The sequence below is a fragment of the Micromonospora sp. II genome (assembly GCF_001709195.1).
Lineage (GTDB): Bacteria > Actinomycetota > Actinomycetes > Mycobacteriales > Micromonosporaceae > Micromonospora > Micromonospora chalcea.
This window is the reverse complement of record NZ_LYXF01000024.1, coordinates 560,518-580,739: the sequence shown is the minus strand read 5'-3', so window position 1 is coordinate 580,739 and position 20,222 is coordinate 560,518. Positions and strand designations below refer to the sequence as shown.

The following is a 20,222-nucleotide window of genomic DNA, read 5'->3' as shown; positions in this document are numbered from 1 at the left end:
TCTTCGATCACCCTGGGAAGGCCCTCTATCATCGTCGGCGTGGTGTTCCCGCAGCGCGTCAAGATGTCAGACGTGGCCCGCACAGCCGGCGTCTCGGTGGCAACCGTATCGAAAGTTGTCAATGGTCGGTACGGCGTCGCACAGGCCACCGTCGAGCGCGTCCAGCAGGTCATCCACGAACTCGGATACGAGGCCAGCCTGGGGGCGCAGAGCCTGCGCAGCCACCGGACGAACGTGCTGGGCATCCTGGTCGCCGAGTTCGAGCCGTTCTCCACCGAGCTGCTCAAGGGCGCCTCCCGCGAGGTCGCCGGCAGCGGCTACCAACTGCTCGCCTACTCCAGCGGGGACGGCAAGGGCGCGGCCATAGGGTGGGAGCGGCGCTCGCTGGCACGCCTGTCCGGCACGCTCATCGACGGCGCGGTGATCGTGACGCCGACGGTGGTCGAGACCAAGCACGGTTTCCACGTGGTGGCCGTCGACCCGCACACCGGCCCGTCCGGCCTGCCCACTGTCGACTCCGACAACTTCGCCGGCGCGGTGCTGGCCACCGACTACCTGCTGTCGCTCGGGCACCGCCGGATCGCGCACATCAGCGGCCGTCCCGACCTGGAGTCGGCCCGCCTGCGCGAGGCCGGGTTCCGCAAGGCGATGGCCGACGCGGGCACGCCGGTGGACGAGCGGCTGGTGCGGGTGGGCGGCTTCCGCACCGAGAGCGCCGCCAGCACGGCCGCCGAACTGCTCGCCCTCCCCGACCGGCCGACCGCGATCTTCGCCGGCAACGACCTCTCCGCCATCTCCACCGTGGACGTCGCCCGCGACCTCGGCCTGCGCGTACCGGACGACCTGTCGGTCATCGGCTTCGACAACATCCCCGAGTCGGCGCTGGTCGACCCGCCGCTCACCACGATCCGGCAGCCGCTGCAACGCATGGGCGCCGAGTCACTGCGCCTGCTGATCGACCTGATCGCCGGCGTCGAGCGGGAGACCCACATCCAGCTCCCCACCGAGCTGGTCGTGCGGGCCTCCTGCGCGCCCCTGCGCTGATACGCCCCGCTCCTACCCGAACGGCGATTGACGGGCGGCTATCGAGGTCCGTAAGGTTTCGGGCTACTTCCGGAAGACGCCCCGGAAGTTTCGGAAGCCGCACCGCCCGCCCGGGCACCCGCCGCTCCGTTCCACGTCGCGGCGGCCCCGGCACCGCCACCGCCGGCCCTCGGGCCGAGCGCACCTGCCCGGAAGGAACGAGATGAAGCTGAGACGCTGGCTCGCCGCCGGCGCGGTCGCCGTCGTGACCGCCACCGCCCTCAACGTCGTCCCCGCGACGGCGGGACGCCCGTACGACCCGGCCGCGCAGAGCCTGCGCGAGCTGGCCAAGCGCCACGGCCTGTACGTGGGCACCGCAGTGGACATGGCGGCCCTCAACGACGCCGCCGAGCCGCGGTACCGCGAGCTGGCCGCGTCCGAGTTCTCCACCGTCACCGCCGAGAACGTGATGAAGTGGGAGAGCCTGGAGCCCACCCGCGGCACCTACAACTGGGGACCGGCCGACGAGCTGATCGAGTTCGCCCGCAAGAACAACCAGCGGGTCCGGGGCCACGTGCTGGTCTGGCACAACCAGCTGCCGGCGTGGCTGACCAGCGGCGTCGCGGACGGCTCGATCAGCAAGGCCGAGCTGCGCCAGATCCTGCGCAACCACATCACCGCGGTGGTCACCCACTTCAAGGGCAAGATCTGGCAGTGGGACGTGGTGAACGAGGCGGTCAGCGACCCCTGGGACACCCCGTCCACCCTGCACTACAAGGGGTTCTGGGCGCAGAACCTCGGGCCCGGCTACCTCGCCGACGCGTTCCGCTGGGCCCGCGCCGCCGACCCGAAGGCGCTGCTGTTCTACAACGACTACAACATCGAGGCGTTCGGCTCCGGCAACCCGGCCGACGACAAGACGCAGTTCGTCTACAACATGGTCCGTGACCTGCGGGCCAAGGGCGTGCCGATCGACGGCGTGGGCGCGCAGGGCCACCTGGGCACCCAGTACGGCAACTTCAGCACGCTCCAGGTGGTCGCGGCCCTGCGCAAGTTCGCCGGGCTCGGGCTGGCCACGGCGCTCACCGAGGTGGACGTGCGCAGCCAGATCACCGACGGGGTGGAGGCCGGCGACTCCGCCGAGATCAACCCGCGTCTGCAGGCGTCCGCGGCGGGCTTCAGCGTGCTGATGCAGGCGTGCCTGGCCGAGCGGCACTGCTTGTCGTTCACGCTCTGGGGCTTCACCGACAAGCACTCCTGGGTGCCCGGCGCGTTCTCCGACCCGCCGGAGGGCCTGGCCACCGTGTACGACGAGAACTACCAGCCCAAGCTCGCCTACCACGAGCTCAAGGCAGACCTGATGTTCTCCGGTCCGCCCTACGTGCTGCCGCGCATCCCGCAGCACCCGCGCCGCTGACTGTCGCGCGCAGGGGCCGGCCTTCGGGCCGGCCCCTGCGTCGCGGTGCGCCACGGGATCACGCTCACGCCGCCCGGCGGCGGCCCAGTTCCGACTCCAGCCGTCCGATGAGCGTCTTGCGGGCCTTGCCACGCCGTTCCCGGCGCAGCGCCGCGTCGAGCTGACGGGTGTCGAGGTCGCGCACGAGCTTGACCGCCTCGGTCACCGGCAGCTCGGTCATCTGCTCCGCGGCGGTGGCGTCCCGGCGGGCCCGCTTCGCCGGGCCGGTGTTCGGCACGTACTGGCGGCCGGAGCGCGACGCGCGGCGCTTGCGCGTGTCGGTGTCGCGCCGCTGCTCCTCCGACAGCTCCTTCCACGCCTGTTCGGGCAGGTAACGACGGGTCTCGCCGCCGTTGCGGGCGCGCGTGTCACCGCTGCGGGTCTGCCACTTCTCGCCGCCCCAGCGTTGCAGCGACCGCTGCCGTGCGTCCTTCGGGCCCTCGAATCCCCCGCCGGCCTTCTTGTACTCGTTCGTCAGCAGCTGCGACTTGCGGGCCGACCACTGCCCCGGCCGTCCGCCCTTGTCGGAGGCGCGGATCTCGGCCTTGAGGCGCTCGCGCAGTTCCGGCTCGGTGTACTTCGCCATGACGCAGCGTTACCCGCGCCGGCGGCGGCCATGCCGGTCAGCCGGGTCCCGGCCGGTAGAGCAGATCCATCGTGTCGGTGCGGCCGGACCAGTCCAGTCGCAGCCGCCAGCACCCGGCGGCCGGCAGGTCGACGATGGACGGCCCGGGCCCGCCGTCCACCTCGCGGACGACCGGGGCGCCCGTCCCGTCCCGGGTCGCGGTGATCACCAGAGGCGTCCGCGGCGCCGGCTCGGAGCGGCCTTCCTCGGGACGCGCCACCCAGAGGATCTTGTTGTTCGCACCGTCGCCCCGGGCGTGCACGAGCGGGTACGCGAACAGGATCGCCACGATGTGGCCCCCGGCGCCGAAGACGTGCCGCATCCGGGTGTCGCCGGTGAACCCGGCGTCCGCCCAGTCCGGCAACCGGCCGGTCTCCACCCGTTCGGCGCAGGCCGCCGGCGCGGCCGGCTCGGTGGCCGCCGGCGCCGAGGTCACCGGCGCTCCAGCCGGGACCGTGGCCGGACCGGAGCACCCGGCCAGCAGCAGGACCGGCACCAGCAGGACTCTTCTCGCAACGAACATCGCGGCCTCCCCGTCGACGGCTCTCGTCAACAGGACACCGGCCGGGGCCGCCGGGTTCCCGTCGCTCACCGGAGCGAGGCCGCGACGTCCAGCGCCTGCTCGCGGGTGAGGTCGCCCTCCAGCCGGTAACTCAGCCCGCCCTGCTCCCAGATGAGCGTGGCCGCGGACAACCGCGCGGTGGCGACCCGTTCCGTGCCCGACCGGTCCACGTACGCCAGCGCGTGCGGACCGCCGACCCAGATCGCGAACTCGCCACCGACCTGGGTGAGCGTCACGTCCGCGCCGAGGGACCGCTTGTGGAACACGATGTCGAGCGAGCCGTCGAAGGCGTCCAGCCGTACCGTGCCGCCCCGGTAGAGCAGGCTGACCACCCGGTGGCCGCCGGCGCCGTCCGGGTCGGCCACCAGCACCCGTTCCGGCGCGCCCAGGCGGGACGGCACCCGGATCGGGAAGCGGACCTGGCGTTGCGCCTCGGCGAGGGCGACGTGCCGCTGCGCGGGCAGTGGCGAGGGCGTGCCGGTCGGCGGCGGGGCGGGCGCGGAGTCGATGACGACGCCGGAGAACCGCAGCAGCCCGGTCACCGCGTCGGCGAGCGCGGCGCGGCCCGGCGGCAGCGCCACCACGAGCAGCGCGGCGAGCACGGTGGCCAGCACGTACCGCCGGCGGCGGCGCGGCGCGGGCGCGTCGAGCCGGGCGCGGACCCGCGCGGTGACGTCGGGCGTCCGCGCCGGCTCCAGCCAGCCGGTCAGGTCACGCAGCTCCCGCTCCAGGTCATCCACGGTGCGCCACCTCCCGGTCCAGCAGGGCACGCAGCTTCGCCAGCGCCCGGTGGGTCCGCGACTTCACGGTGCCCCGGGGCAGCCCCAGCACCGTGGCCGTCTCGTCCTCGCCGAGGTCCAGCAGGTAGCGGCAGACGATCGCCTCGCGGTCGCGTACGGGCAGCAGCCGCAGCGCTCCGACCAGCGCGGCCCGGCGTTCGGCCGCCAGCACCGCGTCGAGCCCGTCGTCGGCGCCGCCGGCCACGACCGGTTCCGCCGCCGCCGCGCGCAGCGTCAGCCCGTCGCGCCGGCTGCGCGTCCGGTGCAGGTTCCGGGTCTCGTTGGCGACGATCGCGAGCAGCCAGGACCGGAACGACGCCTCGGCCCGGTAGCGGGACAGTTTCCGGTACGCCTTCACGAACGCCTCCTGGACCACGTCCTCGGCGTCCGGACCGGCGCCCAGCAGCACCGCCGTCCGGTACGCGGACGCGGTGTGCCGGGCGACCAGGGCGTCGTACGCCTCCCGGTCGCCGGCGCGTACGCGGGTGACGAGGTCGTCGTCGTCCAGGGCAGCCTCCGCCGTCGGTCCGCTTCCATGACACCGCCCGGGGCGGCCGGGTTCCATCAGGCGTTTGACCGGTGACCGTGCCGGAAAGAGTGGCGGGATGAGCTGGGCGAGAAGAGCCGTACCCGCAGCCGTCGCCGCCGTCGCCGCGCTGGCGGCGCGGGACCTGCTGCAACGCGACCACGCGCTGCGCCGCAACTTCCCGGTGCTGGGCCGGGCCCGGTACCTGATCGAGTCGATCGGACCGGAGCTGCGGCAGTACATCGTGGCCGGCAACGACGAGGAGCGGCCCTTCACCCGCGACCAGCGGCGCTGGGTGTACGCCTCGGCCAAGCAGGAGAACAACTACTTCGGGTTCGGCACCGACAACGACATCGAGCACACCTCCGGCTATCCGATCATCAAGCACCGCACGTTCGGCCGGGCGGTGCCGCCGTCGGCGCCGACCGCCGGGCACGACGTGACGCTGCCCTGCGCCAAGGTGCTCGGGGCGGCGCGCGGCCGGGCGCGGGCGTTCCGCCCGGAGTCGGTGGTGAACATCTCCGGCATGAGCTTCGGCTCGCTGTCCGCCAACGCGGTGGAGGCGCTCAACCGGGGCGCGGCGCTGGCCGGCTGTCTGCAGAACACCGGCGAGGGCGGGCTGTCGCCGTACCACCGCATGGGCGGTGAGCTGGTCTTCCAGCTCGGCACCGCGTACTTCGGCTGCCGCGACGAGCAGGGCCGGTTCAGCCTGCCGCGGCTCAAGGACCTGGTGGCGTCGGCGCCGGTACGCGCGCTGGAGATCAAGCTCAGCCAGGGCGCCAAGCCGAGCCTCGGCGGCCTGCTGCCGGCGGCGAAGGTCTCCGCCGAGATCGCCGCCACCCGGGGCGTCCCGGCCGGTCAGGACTGCGTCAGCCCGTCCCGGCACGCCGAGTTCTCCGACTGCGACAGCCTGCTCGACTGGGTGGAGCTGCTCGCCGCCGAGACCGGCCTGCCGGTCGGCATCAAGTCCGCCGTCGGCGACCTCGGGTTCTGGGAGGATCTGGCCACGCTGATGCGCGACACCGGGCGCGGCGTTGACTTCGTGACCGTCGACGGGGGCGAGGGCGGCACCGGGGCCGCGCCGCTGATCTTCAGCGACTCGGTCTCGCTGCCGTTCCAGCAGGGCTTCTCCCGGGTCTACCGCACGTTCGCCGAACGCGACCTGCACGAGAAGGTGGTGTTCGTCGGCGCCGGCAAGCTCGGCCTGCCCGACAACGCCGTGGTGGCGTTCGCGCTCGGCGCCGACATGGTCAACGTCGGGCGGGAGGCGATGCTGGCGATCGGCTGCATCCAGGCGCAGAAGTGCCACACCGACACCTGCCCGACCGGCGTCGCCACGCAGAACGCGTGGCTGGCCCGGGGTCTGGACCCGGCCCGCAAGTCGGTGCGGGCCGCGAACTACATCCGTACGCTGCGCCGCGACCTGGTCAAGGTGGCCGAGGCGTGCGGCGTCGAGCATCCCGGGCTGATCGGCACCGACGCGGTGGAGATCCTCGACGGCCGGACCTCGTCGATCCCGCTGGACCGGGCGTTCGGCTACCGGCCGGAGTGGGGGATGCCGTCGGCAGCGGACCGGGCGGAGATCGTGCGGCTGATGACCGCCGAGGCGCCGCAGGGCGGCAGCGCGCCGCCCTCCCCCACCGCCGTCGGCTAGCCGGTTCCCTCGCCGGTGCGGTGCCGCCCCCGGCGGCGCGGCGGGCGCGGCCGGAGCACGATCGGCGCCACCACCAGGACCGCCGCCGCGCCGAGCAGTCCCCAGGGGTGGCGGCTGGTCTCGACCACGAATGCGACCGGCCGTTCCGGCAGGTCGACGCGGCCGTGGAGTTCGTGTGCCCCGAGCACGGCGACGTCCACCGGCACCGGGATCTCGTACGTCCGGACCTGCCCGGCGCCGATGGTGCCCAGGGGCGGGGCGGCGACGATGGTGTGCGCCCGTCCGGGCCGGCCGAGCAGCAGCGTGAACGGCGGGTCGACCACGTCGGCCGGGCCGGGGTTGCGCAGCGCGACGCGTACGGTGAGCGTCTCGGGCAGCCCGAACCATTCCCGCAGCGGGCGGCGGCCGGCGACGCGCAGCTCGTCGAGGTGCAGTCGCGGCGTGGCGGCCGGCGCGGGCGCCGGGGCGGCGGTCACGCCCCGGACCGGCAGCGCGGCGGTGGCCTGGACGGCGCCGGTCAGCGCATGCGCGCGCAGCACGCAGGGACAGGCGACGGGTGGCGCCGCCAGCGCGATCGGCGCCGCCGTCGTGCCCGCCGGCGCCTGGACGGTGGTGGCCTGCTCGTTGGCGCAGTCGAGCGCGCCCCGGCGGGCGTCGTTACCGCAGACCGTGAGGTGGACCGGGCCGGCCGGCCAGCCGCGCAGCGTGACGGTGACCCGCTGCCCGACAGTCAGCGGGCCGGACGGCACGACGACAGCGGGCCGCGGCGGCGCGGAGGCCGCAGTGGACGACGGCGCGGCCGGGGCGGAGACGGCGGCGCCGTCCGGCGTGGACGGCGGTGCCGGGACCGGCACGGCCAGCGCGAGGATCGCGGCGGCGGCCGGCAGGACCGGGGTCACCGGGCACCGGCCGCCGTGCCGCCCGCCGGGGGTTCGGCCGTTCCCGCGACGGGGGCCCGGGACGCATCCGCCGGCCCGCCGGGAGCGGCCGAGGGCTCGGACACCGACGCCGGCCCGGCGGGTGCAACCGTCGCCGGAGGCTCGGACACCGGCGCCGGCCCGGGCGTGGTGGAGGGCGCGGCCGAGGTGGGGCGGCGTCGACGACGGCGCAGGTGGAGGAGCCAGGCTCCCGCGGCCGCCGGAGCGGCGATCAGCAGCCAGGGCGGCGCCCACACGCTCGCGGTGCGCCGCACCGGGGGCAGCGCGGTGTCGACGGTGGTGGGTGCGAGGTCCACTGTCGCGGTCAGCCGCAGCGCGGGCGGCACCCCGGTGACCCGCTCGGTGACGGTGAACTCGGCGCCGGGCAGCAGCTCCGGCAGGTCGACCGGGCTGGTCCGGGACAGCGTCCAGCCACCCGGGCCGTCGACGACCACCGCGCCGGTGCCGCCGACGCGGACGTTGCCGCTGTTGCGGATCCGGTAGGTGACCGTGAGGTCGGCGCGTCCGATCGGGTTGAGCGGGGTGTCGTAGTCGACGCGTACCGTTTCGACGGTCACGGCGGGGCGGACCTCGCCGGCCACGCGGAGGTAGACCCGGGCGGCGATCCGCTGGTCGAGGCGGACCCGCTGCCCGTCGGCGGTGACGCCGTCCTGGGCGACCGCGGCGATCACGCCACCGGTGTGGTCGCCCGGCGTGGCGTCGCGCGGCACGGTGAGGCGGAACGGGATGTCCGCGCGCCGGCCGGGCTGGACGGTCCAGTTCCGCCGCTCGACGCCGATCCAGGCGCCGACGTCGGTGGCGGCCCGGTCGGAGGGCAGCAGCGAGAAGGCGCCGTCGGTGGTGGTGTACGCGTCGGTGCCGTACACCGCGAAGGTGAGCGGCCGGTCACCGAGGTTGGTCACCCCGACGTGGTCGGTGATCGTGGCGCCCGGCGCCAGGTCGTAGGTGAAGTAGTTGCGCCCGGTCGGCCCCGCGGGCCCGGACGGCTGGACCGCCCAGCGGGCGGCGCCGGGGTCGGCGGACGGCGCCGGCCGGGGGGCCGCCTCGCCGCGCGACGGTGACCCGAGCAGCACCGCGAGCAGCACGGCGGCGAGCGCGGCGCCGATCCGGGCGGCCGGGATGCGGGAGGAGGGCGTGAGGAGGGGCATACCGTGCTCCGCTGCGAGGTGGTCGCCGGGCAGACGCCGCTGGTGGGGCACGGGCGACGTGCCCGCGCCCCACCAGGGCCAACCCGGTCGGTGAATCAGGAGAGGGTCAGGGTGAGCGTGGCGACGTAGTCGCCCGCCGCGGCGGACGCCGGCACACCGAGGTTGAGCTCGGCGCCGCAGGCGAAGACGCCGTTGCTGGTCCCGGCGCCGGCCGTGCACAACGCTCGGGCCTCGCCGAGACCGGCGCCGGGAGCGGCCACCGCACCCGGGGTGACGGCGCCGGTGGTGCCGCCCAGCGGGTCGTCCACCACGTTCGCGGTCGGCGCCCAGCCGAGGTAGTTCCCGGCGATGACGCCACCGGCGGCGGAGGTGAAGTCGGAAACCTGTCCGACCAGGCTCCAGCCGGTGCCGGCACCGCGCAGGTCGGCCACCGTGGCGGTGTTCAGCGGCGCCCGGGCGTACTCGCCCTTGCCGACCGGCGGCAGGGCGACGTTCGCGCCGGCCACGCTCAGGCTGAGCGGGCCGCCGGTCACGGTGCTGGTGATCCGCTGCTGGGCCGAGTTCCCACCCGCGCCGGTACGGGTGAAGGTGATCGGCGTGAACGTGTCCTGGCGGCGGTCGGCCGAGCCGCGGGCGGCGAAGGTGATGACGTAGCACTGCACCTCGGTGCAGTCCACCTCGTCGCCGTTGCGGTCGGTGTAGACGGCGCTGATCGGCAGCGTCGTGGTGAAGCTGCCGTCGGCGGCCATCCGGTCCCGGGCGTCGGTCGGCTCGTTGGTCTTGTTGACCCACTTGGTGACCTGGAGGACGCCGGCGTTGGCCCAGTGCTCGTCGACCTTCGGTCCGAACGAGACGTAGATGCCGGCCCCGTTGTTGAAGTCCGGGTCGAAGCCGGTGCCGCGTACGGTGACAGTCGCGCCGGCGGGGTCGAGGCCCTGGGCCGGGTCGACGGTCACCGCCGGGGTCGCGGGCGCGGTGCCGCCTGCCGTGGTGAACGTGAACGACACCGGGTCCAGCGCCTCACCGGCGGCGTAGAAGCCGTTGAACGCGCCGGCTCCCACGCTGGTGAGCGCCGCGGCGAGGTTGCTGCCGGTCACCGTGTTCCCGCTGGTGGCGGGAGCGCCGGTGAGGGTGGCGATGGTGGCCTGCTTCACCGAGACCGGCTCGGTCATCGTGGTGGCCAGGTCGACGTCCGCCTTCAGCGAGGCGGTGCCGCCGGAGACGGCGACAGTCGGGTTGGCCAGCGTGATGGTCAGCAGGTGCGCCGGGTACGAGAACACCACGGTGCCGCCGTACGTGGCGTTGGTCGTACCGGTGGCGGCGTCGTGCGTGCCGCCGGTCGACGGGAACGTGAACGTGCCGTCGGCGTTGACGGTGGCGCCGTTGCTGACAGCGATCGGCGGGTCCCCGTTGCCGGCCTTGACGTAGTTGCGGAAGCTGGCCTTGAAACCCCAGTTCAGGCTGCCGCTTGCGATCTCGGCCTCGGCCGCCGAGGCGGGTCCGGCGCCCACGAGCGCACTCGACACGCCGAGGGCGAGCACCGCCGCCCAGCGCATCGACCGGAGGGCTCCGGCTCTGGATCTGAACATGCTGTTCCTCTCGGGAGGGAAAGCGAAGGCATTAGGTTAGGCAAACCTAAGATGATCGGGTGATCCACGAAGCGTCCCAAGATCTTCAGCCGAACGGACCCCTTGCCACCTGCGCGTTCGCCACTTAGGTTAGCCAAACCTAAGTAACCGCTCGGCCGGCACGTCCGGCCGGACCTGTCGTGTGAGGAGCCCGATGCGAGCACGGCGCCGCACCATCTGGACCACCGTTCTGCTCACCGCCGCCGTCGTCGCCACGCCCGCGCCGGCCCACGCCGGCACCGCCACCGGCAGCGGCGGCCAGAAGCTCACCGTCACCCCGAGCACCGGCCTGAGCCGCTCCGGCGCCACCGTGTCCGTCTCCGGGCGCGGCTACGACGTCGACAAGGGCATCTACGTCGCGTACTGCGTCGACAACGGACCGGGCGTGGCGGCCACCCCGTGCGGCGGCGGCGCCGACACCACCGGCAGCCTCGGCGCCTCGCAGTGGATCTCGTCGAACCCGCCCGCCTACGCCGAGGGCCTGCCCGAGCCGTACGGCCCCGGCGGCTCCTTCTCCGTGACGGTCAAGGTGACCCCCACCATCGGCGACGTCGACTGCACCGTCCGGCGGTGCGCGGTCGTCACCCGCGCCGACCACACCCGGGCCTCCGACCGGTCCCAGGACGTACGGGTGCCGGTCACGTTCGCCGCCGGCGCCACGAGCGCCCCGCCGAAGGCCGGCCCGGCGCCGAAGGCGACCACGCCCGCCGCCACGCCCCGGACCACCACCGGACAGGACGCGCCGGCCCCGGCCGCCTCCGGCAACGCGCCGGCCCCAGCGGGGGCGGCAGGGGTGACGGGCGCCGCGCCCGGCGCGGGGGCGCCGTCGCAGGCCGCGGCCTCCGACCTCCACGTCACGCGGGTCAGCGACACCTCCGGGGCCGGACGCGGATGGACCGTCGGGGTGGTGGCCGCCGCGCTGGCCCTGGTCGTCCTGCTCGGCCTCGGCCGTTGGCGGCGCCGTCGCGGTGCCGGCCGGTGAGCCGCCCGCACCGGCGACCGGGCCGGGGACCACTCGTCGCGCTGCTCGCGGTGACCCTGGCGGCGACCGGCTGCGCCGCGCCGGGCCGATCGGGTACGCCGTCCGCCGCCGGCTGCGGCCCGGTCACCGCGACAGTGGACGACGCCGACGTCGAGCCGGTCCGCCCGGCGCCCACGCCCGCGCTGCCGGCCACCGTACGCTCCGGCGACGGCACGACGGTGACCGTCGACGACGTCAGCCGCATCCTCCCGGTGAACCTGCACGGCTCGATCGCCGAGATCGTCTTCGGCCTCGGCCTGGGCGGCAACGTCATCGGGCGGGACACCTCGACCACGTTCCCCGCCGCCGCGCACCTGCCGGTGGTCACCCCGGGCGGGCACGACCTCTCCGCCGAGGCGGTGCTCGACCTCGACCCCAGCGTCGTGCTCGTCGACGACGGCGTCGGGCCGCCCGAGGTGCTGCGCCAGCTCCGCGCCGCCGGCATCCCGGTCGTGCGGGTACCTGCCGAGCCGACGCTCGACGGCGTACCGGCGCACATCCGCGCGATCGCGGCGGCGCTCGGCGTGCCCGAGGCCGGAGAACGGCTGGTGAGCCGCGTGCGGAGCGAGATCGCCGAGGCCCGGCGTACCGCCCCGGCGGGCCGCGCGCCACGGATCGCGTTCCTCTACCTGCGCGGCACCGCCGGGGTCTACCTGATCGGCGGCCGGGGCGCCGGGTCCGACGCGATGATCGAGGCGGTCGGCGGCGTCGACGCCGGCAGCGCCGCCGGGCTGTCCAAGTTCCGTCCGCTGACCAGCGAGGGCCTCATCAACGCCGCGCCCGACGTGATCCTGGTGATGAGCGCCGGGCTCGCCTCCGTCGGCGGCGTCGACGGTCTGGTGAAGCTGCCCGGCGTGGCGCAGACGCCGGCCGGGGCGAACCGGCGCGTCGTCGACATGGCCGACGGCACGCTGCTCACCTTCGGCGTCCGCTCCGGCCGGGTCGTCCAGGCCCTGGCCCGCGCCGTCTACTCGTGCGAGGACCCGTCGTGACCACGCTACGGAAGCGGCCCGCACCCGCCGCCCCGGCGCCAGTCACCGGCGCGCCCCGGTCGCCCGGCCGGCGGGGCGCCGTCCTGGTGGCCGGGCTCGGCGCCGCCCTCGTGCTCGTCGCCCTGCTGGCCGCCGGGCGCGGCCAGGTGGCGATCTCCCCCGCCGAGGTGCTCGGCTCCGTGCTGCACCGCCTCGGGCTGGACCTCGGTCCGCTGCCGTCGGCGGCGCAGGGCGAGAACGCGCTCTGGATCGTCCGCTTCCCCCGGGTGCTGCTGGCGGCCGTCGTCGGCGCCGCCCTCGGCTGCGCCGGCGCGGTCATGCAGGGCGTCTTCGGCAACCCGCTCGCCGAGCCCGGCGTCATCGGGGTGTCGGCCGGCGCCGCCGTCGGCGCCGCCCTGGCCATCGTCACCGGCGTCACCGTCCTGGGCGGATGGACCGTGCCGCTCGCCGCCTTCGCCGGCGGCCTCGCCACCACCTACCTGGTGTACGCGCTGGCCCGCGCCGGCGGCCGGACCGAGGTGGTGACGCTGGTGCTGACCGGCGTCGCGGTCAACGCGGTCGCCGGCTCGGTGATCGGGCTGCTCATGTTCGTCACCGACCAGTCCGGCGTGCAGGCCATCGCGTTCTGGAACCTCGGCAGCCTCGCCCAGGCCAGTTGGACGGCCGTCGGTCTCGCCGCGCCGTGCCTGCTCGTCGGCCTCGCCGTCGCCTGCGCCGACGCGCGCCGGCTCGACCTGCTCGCGCTCGGCGAACCCGCCGCCCGGCACCTCGGCGTGAACACCGAACGCCTGCGGCTGCGGCTGATCGTCGTCACCGCGCTGCTCGGCGCCGCCGCTGTCGCGTTCACCGGCATCATCAGCTTCGTCGGACTGGTCGTGCCGCACCTGATCCGGATGGTCGCCGGACCGGGCCACCGGGTGCTGCTGGTCGCCAGCGCGCTCGGCGGGGCCGTCGTGGTGATCGGCGCCGACCTCGCGGCGCGTACCCTCGTCGAACACCAGGAGCTGCCCCTCGGCGTGCTCACCGCGGTCATCGGCGGCCCGGCGTTCTTCTGGCTGCTGCGCCGCACCCGCGACCGGGCCGGAGGCTGGGGATGAGCCTTCCGCGTACACCGCGCCGGTTCGCCGCCGCCCGTCCGCCGCGCCCGGCGCCCGCCGGGCACGTCCGGATCCGGGTGGCCGGGCTGCGCGTCGAACGCGCCGGCCGGACCGTGCTCGACGGGATCGACCTTCGGGTACGCGCCGGCGAGGTGCACGCCCTGGTCGGGCCGAACGGCGCCGGGAAGTCGACGCTGCTCGGCGCGATCAGCGGTGACGTGCCGGCCGCCGCCGGCCGGATCGAGGTCGACGGGCTGCCCCGCGAGTCGTGGAGCCCGGTGGAGCTGGCCTGGCGCCGCGCCGTCCTCGCCCAGCGCAACACGCTCAGCTTCCCGTTCACGGTCGGGGAGGTGGTGCGGATGGGCCGGGCGCCGTGGGCCGGGCGACCCGAGCGGGACCAGGACGACGCCGTCGTCGCCGACGTGCTCGACCGCTGCGACGTCGCCCGCTTCGCGGCCCGGCCGTACCCCGCGCTGTCCGGCGGCGAGCAGGCCCGCGCCGCGCTGGCCCGGGTCCTGGCGCAGCGGGCCACCACGCTGCTGCTCGACGAGCCGACCGCCGCGCTCGACCTGCGGCACCAGGAACTGGTCATGCACATCGCCCGGGAGCGGGCCCGCGCCGGGGACGCCGTGGTCGTGGTGCTGCACGACCTGACGCTGACCGGGGCGTACGCGGACACCGTGACCCTGCTCGGCGACGGTCGCGTCCGCGCCGCCGGGGCGCCGCGCGACGTGCTCACCGCCCCGCTGCTCAGCGGGGTCTACCGGTACGACATCGACGTCGTCCCCCACCCGCGTGACGGGCTGCCGCTGATCGTGCCCCGACGCGGCCGGCCCGCAAGACCGTCAGCCGACGAGGAGAGATAGCAGATGGATACACAGACGTTCGCGGCCCGGCTGCGCGCCGAGACCCGCGACGCGCACCAGAGCGCCGAGTCCCAGCGGTACGTCTCCGCGCTCACCGCCGGTGAGCTCGACGTGGCCGGCTACACCGCGCTCGTCGTCGCGCACCACGGCATCTACGCGGCGCTGGAGGGCGTCGCGGAGACGATGCGCGAGAACCCGCTGGCCGGCCCGTTCGTCGACGACGCGCTGACCCGGCTGCCCGCGCTCGCCGCCGACCTGCGGTTCCTGCTCGGCCCGCGCTGGCGCGAGGTGATGGAGCCGGTCCCGGCCGCTGTCGCGTACGCCGCGCGGATCACCTCGGCCTGCGCCGGATCGCCCGAGCGGTTCATCGCGCACCACTACATCCGCTATCTCGGCGACCTGTCCGGCGGGCGGCACATCGGGCGCTGCGTGGCCCGGTACTACGGGGTGACCGGCGAGGCCGGGGCGTCGTTCTACCGCTTCCCGCGGATCACCGATCCGAAGTCGTACAAGGACGCCTACCGGGCGAGGCTGGACGCGCTCGCGCTGGACGAGACCGGCCGGGCGGCGCTGCGCGACGAGGTGCTGGTGGCGTACGAGCACAACATCGCGGTCTTCACCGACCTGGGTCGCCTGGTGGCGGCGGGCAGCCGGGAGGGCGCCGCGTGAGCGCCGGCTTTCCGCCGGAGGTGGTCGCCGCCGTCAGCCGGCACATGAACGACGACCACGCCGGGGACGCGCTGCTGATCTGCCGTACGCTCGGCGGCCGGCCGGACGCCACCGCGGCCCGCACCACCGGCCTGGACGCCGACGGCATCGACTTCGCCGTCACCGTCGGCGGCACGGAGGTTCCGGTGCGCGTCCCGTTCGCCCACCGGCTCACCGAACGGGCGCAGATCCGCCGGGAGGTGGTGCGCATGTACCGGGAGGCCTGCGACCGGGCCGGCGTACCGCCCCGCCCGGCCGGCTGAGCGCCGGGACCGTCCGGGCCGCGGAAACCCGGTCGGCCGCCGCGCCGCCGCGGCGTACAGTCCGCCGCATGGCTGTGGACACGAGGCCGGCGGTGCGCGCCGGCCGATTCCGGCTGCTCCCGCTGGGTGTGGTCTTCCTGACCGTCGGTCTGTCCACCGCCGTGGTGCTGCCGTTCCTGTCGCTGTTCCTCGACCGGGAGGTCCACGCCAGTCCGTTACGGGTGACCGTGTTCCTGGTCGTCGCGCCGCTGTCCGGGGTGGTCGCCTCCGCGCTGATCGGCCGGCTGTCGGACCGCCTGCCGATCCGGCGCGCGCTGCTGGTCGGCGCCGCGCTGGCCGGCGTGCTGGGCGCGGGCCTGACCGCGTACGTCCGGGACTACTGGATCCTGCTGGGGCTGACCGCGACCGCCACCGCGCTGGCGAACTCGCTGTTCCCGCAGTCGTTCGCGTACACCCGGGCGCTGTTCGACAGGGACGATCCGGCGCGGGCGGCGTTCGGCGTCAGCCTCATGCGTACCGTGTTCTCGGTCGCCTGGGTGGCCGGGCCGGCGCTGGCCGCGGTGCTGCTCGACGTCGGCGGCTTCCGCCTGGTCTACGGCATGGCCGCCGTCATGTACGCGCTGGCCGCGCTGGTGGCCGCGTTCCGGCTGGAGGAGCTGCCGCTGCCGGCGCGGCCGGTCGCGGCCGATCCGGACGGCGCCACGCCCGGCCCGCGCGGCGCGTCCCGGCTGCGGCTGGCGCTGACGGCGCTCACGTTCGTGCTGCTCCAGTGTCCGCTGACGGTCGGTGTGCAGGCGATGCCGCTGTTCATCGACACCGAACTGCACGACGACCCCTCCCGCGCCGGGCTGGTGCTGGGCCTGTGCGCGGCGCTGGAGATCCCGCTGATCCTCGGGCTGGGCGCGCTGACCGCGCGGGTCCGGCTGCGGCCGCTGATCTTGGTCGGCGGCGGCTGCGGGGTCGCCTACTACGCGGCCGCCGCGCTGGCGCCGAGCGTGCCGTTCCTGCTGTTCGCGCAGCCGGTGAACGCGCTGTTCATCGCCGCGGTGTCCGGCGTCGGGATCGCCTACGTGCAGGATCTGCTGCCGGGCGAGCCGGGCCGGGCCACCACGCTGTTCACCAACACGTTTCCGATCGGCGCGATGCTCGCCGGGCCGCTGCTCGGGCTCTCCGCGCAGGTCGGCTACCGGTGGGCGTACGGCATGAGCACCGCGCTGTGCGCGGCCGGGCTGCTGGTGCTGGTGCTGACCCGGCCGCCCGCGCGGGCGGCCGGGTCGGTGCCCGTGGGCGGGTGACCCACGGGCACCGGGATCAGCTCGGGGCGGGCGGGCGGCCGGCGGTGGCCGCGATCAGCAGGGACAACTCCCGGACGAGGTCGTCCATGCTCTGCCCACTGCTCGCCCGCACCAGGCCGAGAGCCAGGTCGGCGAGCAGGTAGAAGCCGAGGGTCCGGGCCTGCTCGCCGGGGAACGCGGCGAGCAGATCCTCGGCACCGGCGAGGTCACCCCGGTGCTTGGCCGCGATCACCCCGGCGGCGCGCTGCACCAGTTCCGCCGCCTCGGGGGTGGGCCCGCTCACCGGATCAGATCTTCGGCGTCGCGGCGCGGGCGGCGTCGAAGCGTGCGATCACGTCCGACCAGTTCACCAGGTTCCACAGCCGGTCCACGTAGTCCGGACGCACGTTGCGGTACTGCAGGTAGTAGGCGTGCTCCCAGGCGTCGAAGACCAGCAGCGGCGTGGTGCCCTGGCCGACGTTGCCGTGGTGGTCGTAGACCTGCTCGACGATCAGTCGCTGTCCCAGCGGCTCCCAGGCGAGTACGCCCCACCCGGAGCCCTGCACGCTCTTCGTTGCCGCCGACAGCTGGCCGGCGAACGCGTCGAACGAGCCGAAGTGCTCGTCGATCGCCGCGGCCAGCTCGCCGTCCGGGCGGTCACCGCCGTCCGGCGACAGGTTCCCCCAGAAGATGGTGTGCAGCACGTGCCCGGACAGGTTGAACGCGAACGTCTTCTCCAGCCCGACCAGCCGGCCGAAGTCGCCCTTCGCACGCGCCTCCGCGAGCTGCTCCAGCCCGTCGTTGGCGCCCTTGACGTACGCCGCGTGGTGCTTGCTGTGGTGCAGTTCCAGGATCTCGCCGGACATGGCGGGCTCCAGGGCGCCGTAGTCGTAGGGCATGTCGGGCAGGGTGTAGAGCGCCATCGATCCTCCACTTTGTTGCTGCATCTTTGCTGTTGCCAACATAGTGCAACAAGGTGGCCGACGGTGCTCCCATCCCGCGCGTCCGGTCAGTGGCGCCGCACCAGCACCACGTGGTCGATCAGCTCGCCGGTCTGCCCGTCCGGGCCGGTGGCGGTACGGCGCGCCGCGCCCAGCCGCTCGGTGTCCCAGCCGTCCGGGTCGAGGCTCATCGCGGCCAGAATCTCCTCCGGTTCGGCGAACCGGTGGTGGCCGGTGTCGGGCCCGGCCCAGGGCGGCGGCGCGCCGTGCTCGACGACGAGCAGCCGGCCGCCGGGAGCGACCGCCTCGGCCGCCGGGGGCAGCACCGTCTCCCGGGGCAGGACCAGCGGCGACTGGAAGAACTGCGCGGACACCAGGTCGTACCGGCCGGGCGGGAAGCCCTGGGTGAGGTCGTGCCGGACGGTGGTGATCCGCTCCGCCACCCCAGCCCGCTCGGCCTCCACCGCGAGGCGGTCCAGCGCGACCGACGAGATGTCCACGGCGGTGACCCGCCAGCCCCGCGTCGCCAGCCACACCGCGTCGCCGCCCTCACCGCTGCCCAGGTCGAGCACGGTGCCCGGGGGCAGCGCGCCGGCCACCTCGGCCAGGACCGGGTTCACCCGGCCGCTCCAGATCCGGTCCCGCTGGCCGTACCGCTCGTCCCAGAACCGGGCCGGGTCGGTGTCCGCCGCCGGGTGCTCGTGGTGGTGCCCCGTCATGTCCGCCTCCTCGCCGCCGGGCGTCTGCCCGCCCGGGCCCTCGCCATCGTGCGCCGGGGTCCACCGGCCAGCAAGGAACCTTGCCGTTCCGGCAAATACTTCCGGGCGGCAGCCGCCTCGAAATATACCCCTGGGGGTATGCGCTACAGTTGCCGTATCGCCCGACATCACTGCGCGAAGGAGTGCGGCTCATGTTGTTCACCCAGTACTACCTCGACTGCCTGTCCCAGGCCTCGTACCTGATCGCCGACGACCGCACCGGCCGGGCCGTGCTCGTCGACCCGCGCCGGGACATCGACGAGTACCTCACCGACGCCAAGGCGCACGGCCTGACGATCGAGGGCGTCATCAACACCCACTTCCACGCCGACTTCCTCGCCGGGCACCTCGAGGTGGCCGCCGCGACCGGCGCGTGGATCGGCTACGGGCACCGGGCCGAGACCGAGTACCCGAGCCGCAAGCTCACCGACGGCGAACGGATCAGCCTCGGCGACGTGACCCTGGAGATCATGGAGACCCCGGGACACACACCCGAGTCGATCAGCATCCTGGTCTACGAGCGCGCCGACGACGCGGTCCCGTACGGCGTGCTGACCGGCGACGCGCTGTTCATCGGCGACGTCGGCCGCCCCGACCTGCTCGCCTCGTTCGGCGTGACCGCCGAGGAACTCGGCCGGATGCTCTACGACAGCGTGCAGCGCAAGCTGATGGGCCTGCCCGACGAGGTACGCGTCTTTCCCGCCCACGGCGCCGGCTCGGCCTGCGGCAAGAACCTGTCCACCGAACGGCAGTCCACCATCGGCGAGCAGCGCCGCACCAACTACGCCTGCGCGCCGATGAGCGAGGAGCGCTTCCTCGCCCTGGTCACCGGCGGTCAGCCGGCCGCGCCCGGCTACTTCGCCTTCGACGCGGTGCTCAACCGCAAGACCCGGGAGCTGTTCGACCACGCCCGGCCGGCCCGCCCACTCACCCCGGCCGAGTTCCTGGCCGCCCGGGCCGACGGCGCCGTCGTGGTCGACGCCCGCGACCCGCAGGAGTACGCCGCCGGGCACCTGCGCGGCGCGCTCAACGTCCCGGCCGACGGCCGGTTCGCCGAGACCGCCGGCAGCGTCGTCGCACCCGACCGGCCGGTGCTCGTGGTGGCCCCGCAGGACCGCGAGGAGGAGATCGTCGTCCGCCTGGCCCGGATCGGCTTCGACCACGTGATCGGCTACCTCCGCGAACCCGACAACGCCTTCCTGGAGATGGTCACCGAGATGACCCGGGCCAGCCGGATCACCGCCACCGAACTGCGCGACGCCCTCGACGGCCCGGACGCGCCGGTGGTGCTGGACGTCCGCAACGCCGGCGAGCGGGAGCAGGGCGCGGTGGACGGTTCCCGGCACATCCCGCTGGCCGAGCTGACCCACCGCCTCGGCGAGGTGCCCGTGGGGCGCCCGATCGTCGTGCACTGCGCCGGCGGCTACCGCTCCTCGGTCGCCGCCAGCCTGCTGCGCAACGCCGGTCACGCCGACGTGTCCGACCTCCTCGGCGGCTACGGCGCCTGGCAGGACCTGCACGCCACGGCGTGAGGCACGGATCCGGGCCGCCAGGATTAGCACTCCCCTCGCATGGGCAGACATTTGTCATCAGTCACGCGATCGAGGGAGCTGACGGCATGGCGAAGGGCGACATCGACACCTACCAGCAGGACGGGCAGTGGAAGAACCGGCCGGAGGGCAACGAGCGCGCGAGCAGCCGCCACGACACCAAGGCGGAGGCGGAGGCGGCCGGCCGGGAGATGGCGGTCGAGCGCGGCGCCGAGCACGTGATCAAGAAGCAGGACGGCGCCATCGGCGAGAAGAACACGTACCCCCGCGAGCGCGACCCCCGGGACATTCCGGGCTGAGCCCCGCACGCACGTCACGGCGCCGGACCCGCACGGGTCCGGCGCCGTAGCGCGTACCGGCGGGTAGTGAGTGGCTGGCTAAAAAGTTTTGTTCGGTTCCTACAACGGCTCCCG

The 20,222-nt window shown here is 74.6% G+C and carries 22 protein-coding genes; 12 read left to right on the top strand and 10 right to left on the bottom strand.

The features are described 5' to 3' along the window. Positions 1-39: 39 nt before the first annotated feature. Positions 40-1,044, top strand: a complete 1,005-nt coding sequence (locus A8711_RS14295) for a LacI family DNA-binding transcriptional regulator (RefSeq protein WP_043323408.1) — start codon at positions 40-42, stop codon at positions 1,042-1,044. 202 nt (positions 1,045-1,246) lie between these two features. Then, positions 1,247-2,440, top strand: coding sequence for an endo-1,4-beta-xylanase (locus tag A8711_RS14290; protein WP_043323406.1), 1,194 nt, complete (start codon positions 1,247-1,249; stop codon positions 2,438-2,440). Positions 2,441-2,504: 64 nt separating this feature from the next. On the opposite strand, the gene A8711_RS14285 is transcribed toward A8711_RS14290, so the two are convergent. The 4 genes from A8711_RS14285 to A8711_RS14270 all read right to left on the bottom strand — a co-directional run bounded on the left by A8711_RS14285 (position 2,505) and on the right by A8711_RS14270 (position 5,010). Further along, positions 2,505-3,065: a DUF5872 domain-containing protein gene (locus A8711_RS14285; protein WP_043323404.1), complete on the bottom strand. Its 561-nt coding sequence runs from the start codon at positions 3,063-3,065 to the stop codon at positions 2,505-2,507. A 37-nt stretch (positions 3,066-3,102) separates the two neighbouring features. Further along, on the bottom strand, positions 3,103-3,627 hold the full coding sequence (locus A8711_RS14280; RefSeq protein ID WP_043330037.1) for a hypothetical protein: 525 nt from the start codon (positions 3,625-3,627) through the stop codon (positions 3,103-3,105). A gap of 65 nt (positions 3,628-3,692) precedes the next feature. Further along, on the bottom strand, positions 3,693-4,406 hold the full coding sequence (locus tag A8711_RS14275) for a hypothetical protein (protein ID WP_064445669.1): 714 nt from the start codon (positions 4,404-4,406) through the stop codon (positions 3,693-3,695). Further along, entirely contained in the window at positions 4,399-5,010 is a 612-nt protein-coding gene (locus A8711_RS14270) for an RNA polymerase sigma factor (RefSeq protein WP_069088477.1), read from the bottom strand. The genes A8711_RS14275 and A8711_RS14270 overlap by 8 nt, the downstream gene beginning before the upstream one ends. Before the next feature lie 40 nt (positions 5,011-5,050). Here A8711_RS14270 and A8711_RS14265 point away from each other — a divergent pair, with 40 nt between their 5' ends. Further along, on the top strand, positions 5,051-6,625 hold the full coding sequence (locus A8711_RS14265) for an FMN-binding glutamate synthase family protein (RefSeq protein ID WP_069088476.1): 1,575 nt from the start codon (positions 5,051-5,053) through the stop codon (positions 6,623-6,625). On the opposite strand, the gene A8711_RS14260 is transcribed toward A8711_RS14265, so the two are convergent. From A8711_RS14260 to A8711_RS14250, 3 genes are all read right to left on the bottom strand, one after another. Beyond that, on the bottom strand, positions 6,622-7,524 hold the full coding sequence (locus A8711_RS14260; protein ID WP_069088475.1) for a hypothetical protein: 903 nt from the start codon (positions 7,522-7,524) through the stop codon (positions 6,622-6,624). The two genes, A8711_RS14265 and A8711_RS14260, sit on opposite strands and share 4 nt — an antisense overlap. Next, positions 7,521-8,711 (bottom strand): WxL protein peptidoglycan domain-containing protein, encoded by a 1,191-nt coding sequence (locus tag A8711_RS14255; RefSeq protein WP_069088474.1) that lies wholly within the window; start codon positions 8,709-8,711, stop codon positions 7,521-7,523. The genes A8711_RS14260 and A8711_RS14255 overlap by 4 nt, the downstream gene beginning before the upstream one ends. A 95-nt stretch (positions 8,712-8,806) precedes the next feature. Further along, a complete protein-coding gene (locus A8711_RS14250) occupies positions 8,807-10,300 on the bottom strand; it encodes an HtaA domain-containing protein (protein ID WP_043323401.1) in 1,494 nt (497 codons plus the stop codon). A 193-nt stretch (positions 10,301-10,493) separates the two neighbouring features. Here A8711_RS14250 and A8711_RS14245 point away from each other — a divergent pair, with 193 nt between their 5' ends. The 7 genes from A8711_RS14245 (at position 10,494) to A8711_RS14215 (ending at position 16,581) form a co-directional block, all read left to right on the top strand. After that, positions 10,494-11,321, top strand: a complete 828-nt coding sequence (locus A8711_RS14245; RefSeq protein WP_069088473.1) for a neocarzinostatin apoprotein domain-containing protein — start codon at positions 10,494-10,496, stop codon at positions 11,319-11,321. Next, positions 11,318-12,352 carry a hemin ABC transporter substrate-binding protein gene (locus A8711_RS14240; protein WP_233607858.1) on the top strand — a complete coding sequence of 345 codons (1,035 nt, stop codon included), beginning with the start codon at positions 11,318-11,320 and terminating at the stop codon, positions 12,350-12,352. The genes A8711_RS14245 and A8711_RS14240 overlap by 4 nt, the downstream gene beginning before the upstream one ends. Continuing rightward, positions 12,349-13,449 (top strand): iron ABC transporter permease, encoded by a 1,101-nt coding sequence (locus A8711_RS14235; protein ID WP_043323395.1) that lies wholly within the window; start codon positions 12,349-12,351, stop codon positions 13,447-13,449. Before A8711_RS14240 ends, A8711_RS14235 begins: the two co-directional genes overlap by 4 nt. Beyond that, complete coding sequence (locus A8711_RS32840) at positions 13,446-14,315, top strand: heme ABC transporter ATP-binding protein (protein ID WP_051610918.1); 870 nt, start codon at positions 13,446-13,448, stop codon at positions 14,313-14,315. The genes A8711_RS14235 and A8711_RS32840 overlap by 4 nt, the downstream gene beginning before the upstream one ends. A 3-nt stretch (positions 14,316-14,318) precedes the next feature. After that, positions 14,319-14,984, top strand: coding sequence for a heme oxygenase (biliverdin-producing) (locus A8711_RS32835; protein ID WP_043323393.1), 666 nt, complete (start codon positions 14,319-14,321; stop codon positions 14,982-14,984). Next, a complete protein-coding gene (locus A8711_RS14220) occupies positions 14,981-15,286 on the top strand; it encodes a DUF2470 domain-containing protein (RefSeq protein WP_013286808.1) in 306 nt (101 codons plus the stop codon). Before A8711_RS32835 ends, A8711_RS14220 begins: the two co-directional genes overlap by 4 nt. A gap of 68 nt (positions 15,287-15,354) precedes the next feature. After that, the gene (locus tag A8711_RS14215) at positions 15,355-16,581 is read left to right on the top strand and encodes a sugar efflux transporter (RefSeq protein ID WP_233607857.1); all 1,227 of its coding nucleotides are present in this window, start codon (positions 15,355-15,357) and stop codon (positions 16,579-16,581) included. 16 nt (positions 16,582-16,597) lie between these two features. Here A8711_RS14215 and A8711_RS14210 read toward each other — a convergent pair whose 3' ends face one another. From A8711_RS14210 to A8711_RS14200, 3 genes are all read right to left on the bottom strand, one after another. Beyond that, on the bottom strand, positions 16,598-16,864 hold the full coding sequence (locus A8711_RS14210) for a hypothetical protein (protein ID WP_064445659.1): 267 nt from the start codon (positions 16,862-16,864) through the stop codon (positions 16,598-16,600). Positions 16,865-16,868: 4 nt separating this feature from the next. Further along, positions 16,869-17,483, bottom strand: coding sequence for a superoxide dismutase (locus A8711_RS14205; protein WP_064445658.1), 615 nt, complete (start codon positions 17,481-17,483; stop codon positions 16,869-16,871). Positions 17,484-17,569: 86 nt separating this feature from the next. After that, entirely contained in the window at positions 17,570-18,220 is a 651-nt protein-coding gene (locus tag A8711_RS14200) for a bifunctional 2-polyprenyl-6-hydroxyphenol methylase/3-demethylubiquinol 3-O-methyltransferase UbiG (protein ID WP_069088471.1), read from the bottom strand. Between the two features lie 191 nt (positions 18,221-18,411). Between A8711_RS14200 and A8711_RS14195 the strand changes: the two genes are divergently transcribed. After that, complete coding sequence (locus A8711_RS14195; protein WP_069088676.1) at positions 18,412-19,791, top strand: rhodanese-like domain-containing protein; 1,380 nt, start codon at positions 18,412-18,414, stop codon at positions 19,789-19,791. 86 nt (positions 19,792-19,877) lie between these two features. After that, entirely contained in the window at positions 19,878-20,108 is a 231-nt protein-coding gene (locus A8711_RS14190; protein WP_069088470.1) for a DUF2188 domain-containing protein, read from the top strand. Positions 20,109-20,222: the final 114 nt, after the last annotated feature.

Coding starts and splice junctions, on each gene's coding strand:
- A8711_RS14250 (WP_043323401.1), bottom strand. CDS start 10,300: ATGTTCAGATCCAGAGCCGGAGCCCTCCGGTCGATGCGCTGGGCGGCG.
- A8711_RS32835 (WP_043323393.1), top strand. CDS start 14,319: ATGGATACACAGACGTTCGCGGCCCGGCTGCGCGCCGAGACCCGCGAC.
- A8711_RS14285 (WP_043323404.1), bottom strand. CDS start 3,065: ATGGCGAAGTACACCGAGCCGGAACTGCGCGAGCGCCTCAAGGCCGAG.
- A8711_RS14265 (WP_069088476.1), top strand. CDS start 5,051: ATGAGCTGGGCGAGAAGAGCCGTACCCGCAGCCGTCGCCGCCGTCGCC.
- A8711_RS14245 (WP_069088473.1), top strand. CDS start 10,494: ATGCGAGCACGGCGCCGCACCATCTGGACCACCGTTCTGCTCACCGCC.
- A8711_RS14190 (WP_069088470.1), top strand. CDS start 19,878: ATGGCGAAGGGCGACATCGACACCTACCAGCAGGACGGGCAGTGGAAG.
- A8711_RS14195 (WP_069088676.1), top strand. CDS start 18,412: ATGTTGTTCACCCAGTACTACCTCGACTGCCTGTCCCAGGCCTCGTAC.
- A8711_RS14205 (WP_064445658.1), bottom strand. CDS start 17,483: ATGGCGCTCTACACCCTGCCCGACATGCCCTACGACTACGGCGCCCTG.
- A8711_RS14255 (WP_069088474.1), bottom strand. CDS start 8,711: ATGCCCCTCCTCACGCCCTCCTCCCGCATCCCGGCCGCCCGGATCGGC.
- A8711_RS14200 (WP_069088471.1), bottom strand. CDS start 18,220: ATGACGGGGCACCACCACGAGCACCCGGCGGCGGACACCGACCCGGCC.
- A8711_RS14215 (WP_233607857.1), top strand. CDS start 15,355: ATGGCTGTGGACACGAGGCCGGCGGTGCGCGCCGGCCGATTCCGGCTG.
- A8711_RS14290 (WP_043323406.1), top strand. CDS start 1,247: ATGAAGCTGAGACGCTGGCTCGCCGCCGGCGCGGTCGCCGTCGTGACC.
- A8711_RS14270 (WP_069088477.1), bottom strand. CDS start 5,010: ATGGAACCCGGCCGCCCCGGGCGGTGTCATGGAAGCGGACCGACGGCG.
- A8711_RS32840 (WP_051610918.1), top strand. CDS start 13,446: ATGAGCCTTCCGCGTACACCGCGCCGGTTCGCCGCCGCCCGTCCGCCG.
- A8711_RS14280 (WP_043330037.1), bottom strand. CDS start 3,627: ATGTTCGTTGCGAGAAGAGTCCTGCTGGTGCCGGTCCTGCTGCTGGCC.